The sequence below is a fragment of the Commensalibacter sp. M0355 genome (assembly GCF_016101365.1).
Taxonomy (GTDB): Bacteria; Pseudomonadota; Alphaproteobacteria; order Acetobacterales; family Acetobacteraceae; genus Commensalibacter; species Commensalibacter melissae.
Genome location: NZ_JACFQQ010000009.1, coordinates 1 through 3,818, shown reverse-complemented (window position 1 = coordinate 3,818; position 3,818 = coordinate 1). Strand labels below are relative to the sequence as shown.

The window sequence follows — 3,818 nt, the reverse complement described above, 5'->3', positions numbered from 1 at the left end:
CGTCGTGTTGGCCGCCGCAAAGCCCGTCTTAGCAAGGTTCGCCAGAAGGCCACTCGCACTCAGGCCTATCCCCGTAAAGCTGTCCCTGTTGATAAGGAAGGATTATATGAGAATATAATGTTTTATTTATCATCGGTGGCTTTTGTTACCTGGAAGAAAGGCTGGCTGATTTGAATGACACGTTTTTTACCCAGCAAGTTGGGATATTGATACAATACCGATGAGGTTAAATGATTTTCGATATAATCAGGATCCCGTGCACTCGTGGTCATCGTGCCCACACCGTAAAAGATTGTTTCATAATGAGATGTATCTAGCCAATAACTGTCGGGAAAAATACATAGATCAGCACTTAAAGAGGAATTGTTGCATTGATAAAGAGGATTATCTTCACCAATGGGCCTTACCAGTTTAATTCCTATAGCCACCTTATTCATGGTGACCTCATCGACATGACTTGTCCACATGGTGGTCGCACCTGTGCCTGGATCACTTGAATATGGTTCATTGGATATAAACCTTTGTGTATAGGTATTAACTAATCTAGAATCAACCAATGCGAATACGGTTGGTTTTCCTCCATGTGTCATGGCATACTGAATATTGCCTTGATTATTGATCCATTTGATTTGTTTTGATTTTCCAATATCATTTTTAATATAGCGTGTATCAGTTAACTGATAGCCTAAATTCTGCAACCTGTCTTCTGTATTCAGTTTTGCCGCCATTATATATGCCCCTAATTTTGATCCTTCTAACCAATCAGGATCATCACTTCGTGTTTTCTCAACATATTTTTTAAGTCTATCCGATACTATGACCCTGATTACATCATCCGTTTTGGAAAGGGGCTTCGCAGTCCCTTTCTCGTTCCAGATAGGAATGTAAAACTTGTTGGCACAGGCGGTTAGAGATAAACACAGCATCATTAAACCAACCAAAGAATAAAGTCTCATTTTGTATCCCCTTTCTTTTCAGTCCGCTCCGGGTTCCCGTCAGCCTGTTCGGCTTCGGGTTTCGGCCCCGCTTTACCGGCCGGCTTTTTGCCTTTGTTTTTACCCTTCTCAACCTTGGGTGCGTTCTGGGCAAGTCCTGTCAGGCCACCCGTGATGGCGTCAATGGCTGTGTTGGTGCCATTGAGATTGTCACTGCCTCCCATGATGCCGGTAATCGCACTCGCACCGCCAATGATACCGGTATGGATCATGCCGCTGGCTATCTTGTCTATGTCCGTGGTGTCGTCATATCCATAAGAAAGAAGAATGGTTTATAAACTTATTGGGGAGTATCAGTCACTTTGGTTACCTGGAAGAAAGGCTGGCTGATCTGATGAATACGTTTTTTGCCCAGCAAGTTGGGATATTGATACAATACCGATGACACCAAATGATTTTCAATGTAATCTGAATCGCGTGCATTTGTTGTCATCGTACCCACACCATAAAAGATTGTTTCATAATGAGATGTATCTAGCCAATAACTGTCAGGATAAGTGCAAAAGTCAGTACTCAAAGAGGAATTGTTGCATTGATAAAGGGGATTGTCTTTACCAATGGGTCTTACCAGTTTAATTCCTATAGCCACCTTATTCATGGTGACCTCATCGACATGGTTTGTCCACATGGTGGTCGCACCTGTGCCTGGATCGCTTGAATATGGTTCGTTGGATATAAACCTTTGTGTATAGGTATTAACTAATCTAGAATCAACCAATGCAAATACGGTTGGTTTTCCTCCATGTGTCATGGCATACTGTGTATTACCCTGATTATTGATCCATTTGATTTGTTTTGATTTTCCAATATCATTTTTAATATAGCGTGTATCTGTAAGTTGATAACCTAAATTTTGCAACCTGTCTTCTGTATTCAGTTTTGCCATAGCTATATAATATGCAAGTTTTGAATCTTTTAACCATCCAGGTACGGCTTTTCTTCCATTAATCACATATTTTTTAATTCTATCCGGAACAACGACCCTGATTACATCATCCGTTTTGGAAAGGGGCTTCGCAGTCCCCTTCTCATTCCAAATAGATATATAATACTTGTTGGCACAGGCGGTTAGAGATAAACACATCATCATTAAACTTGCCAAAGAATAAAGTCTCATTTTGTATCCCCTTTCTTTTCAGTTTGCTCAGGGTTCCTGTCAGCCTGTTCGGCTTTGGGTTTCGGCCCCGCTTTACCGGCCGGCTTTTTGCCCCTGTTTTTGTTCTTCTCAATTTTGGGTGCATTCTGGGCCAGTCCTGTCAGTCCACCCGTGATGGCGTCAATGGCTGTGTTGGTGCCATTGAGATTGTCACTGCCACCCATGATGCCGGTAATCGCACTCGCACCGCCAATGATCCCGGTATGGATCATGCCGCTGGCTATCTTGTTTATGTCTGTCGTGTCATCGTATTTAACATTACTATTAGCATTTTGTGATTGTTGTTTTGAATTATTTTGTGATGTATCAGAATGATATCCTTGTTTATTGCCAGATTCATTATTCCCCTGATGATAATTAAGGCTATTAGGATTTAATCTATTGTCATCCTTTCCGAAAGGACCATCAGGGAAGAAGTGGTTATAGATGATGTTGCCAGCCAATCCACCCGCTGCACCCGCGGCCGTTGGCCCGACATTGCCACCCCCCATGATCGCCCCGCCAATCGAGGACGCGGCCCCGACTATCGCCGTGGCGTTCGCGCCATTGATCAGGGATTCATCCGGTTTCTTATTCAGGCCGATTTCTGAAAGCGCATGATTCAGATCCAGTTTGTCCTCTTCATTTTTCACGTTCTCCGCACGCTTGTTCGCACTGACAACCGTGTCGACAATCATGTTGCCATACTTGTTCATGACCTCTGTCGCCTTGTTCTGGAGATTGAAATCATTGTTGATCTTGCCAGGATTGAACTTGTCCTCCATATAGCCGTTGGCCTCGTTGATATCATGCGAGAAATGACCGTTCACGCTGCCCGCGTTCACGGCGATATTGTCCCCGATCACGGATTCAGTCGTTGAATGCTTGTTGTGAACGATACTGTTGCCAGATATCCTCGTGCCCGTTCCGTTCCCGAGTATATTCCCAGGAATACTTATAACTTCCTTACCACCCTCAACCGTGCCAACCGTATCTATACCATATTTGGTATCAAGATTTTGTTTCATCTGGATATCGAAACCGCTCCATATCGAATGGTTCCTGACTGAATTGCCCTGCAGGCTTCCTGTGCTGATCTGGTTTCTGGAGGCATCGGCGGCACTGGTGATGGCGCCCGCTGTCAGGGTCGTGTCCCCCCTCACATTGACATTCAGCCCTCCCGTGCCGGCATAAATCCCTGACATCTCCTTTTCTGTTGACGCGTAATCATTGTCAATGACACGTATGTCCCCAAAGAGATCAACGTTTGTGTAGGGTGTGTCAGGCTTATTAAGTTTTGTTTTATTTCTTATATTATTACTATCATTAGATAATGAATCATCAAGATTTGACCCATTACTTGCCTGCTGTTTTCCCTCACCAAAGTTGTGATAGTCGCTAAGGGGTGTGCTGAACTCCATGCCAACCGTCTTGTTGTTGCTGTGATACCTGTTGACATTCTGCGGCGTTGCAATGGACATGCTTCCTGTGTTGATGGTGATGGAACCGTTGCTGGGTGTTCCCCTGGTGATTGTTCCATCCCCGTTTTTCACATCGGGATTTTTGTTGACAATCTGCGCCCCATTGAGGGCAAGCCTGCCGTTTTCATTATTGATGGTGACCGAGTTTGTTCCATTCACGACCGTGTCAATGGCCGTCCTGCCATAGGTCGTGGTTTTGCCCCAGCT

General features: G+C 44.4%; 6 protein-coding genes. 2 read left to right on the top strand and 4 right to left on the bottom strand.

Translation table 11 applies throughout. The features are described 5' to 3' along the window. Positions 1-122: 122 nt before the first annotated feature. From H3T44_RS09010 to H3T44_RS08995, 4 genes are all read right to left on the bottom strand, one after another. Positions 123-956 (bottom strand): hypothetical protein, encoded by an 834-nt coding sequence (locus tag H3T44_RS09010; protein WP_198196965.1) that lies wholly within the window; start codon positions 954-956, stop codon positions 123-125. Further along, complete coding sequence (locus H3T44_RS09005; protein WP_198196964.1) at positions 953-1,159, bottom strand: hypothetical protein; 207 nt, start codon at positions 1,157-1,159, stop codon at positions 953-955. Before H3T44_RS09005 ends, H3T44_RS09010 begins: the two co-directional genes overlap by 4 nt. 116 nt (positions 1,160-1,275) lie before the next feature. Then, positions 1,276-2,112: a hypothetical protein gene (locus H3T44_RS09000; RefSeq protein WP_198196963.1), complete on the bottom strand. Its 837-nt coding sequence runs from the start codon at positions 2,110-2,112 to the stop codon at positions 1,276-1,278. After that, entirely contained in the window at positions 2,109-2,915 is an 807-nt protein-coding gene (locus tag H3T44_RS08995) for a hypothetical protein (protein ID WP_198196962.1), read from the bottom strand. Before H3T44_RS08995 ends, H3T44_RS09000 begins: the two co-directional genes overlap by 4 nt. Before the next feature lie 96 nt (positions 2,916-3,011). On the opposite strand from H3T44_RS08995, the gene H3T44_RS08990 reads away from it, so the two are divergent. Together H3T44_RS08990 and H3T44_RS08985 are read left to right on the top strand one after the other, a co-directional pair. After that, positions 3,012-3,200 carry a hypothetical protein gene (locus H3T44_RS08990; RefSeq protein ID WP_198196961.1) on the top strand — a complete coding sequence of 63 codons (189 nt, stop codon included), beginning with the start codon at positions 3,012-3,014 and terminating at the stop codon, positions 3,198-3,200. A 318-nt stretch (positions 3,201-3,518) separates the two neighbouring features. Next, positions 3,519-3,818: hypothetical protein (locus tag H3T44_RS08985; protein ID WP_198196960.1), on the top strand; the 300-nt coding region annotated here is incomplete at its 3' end.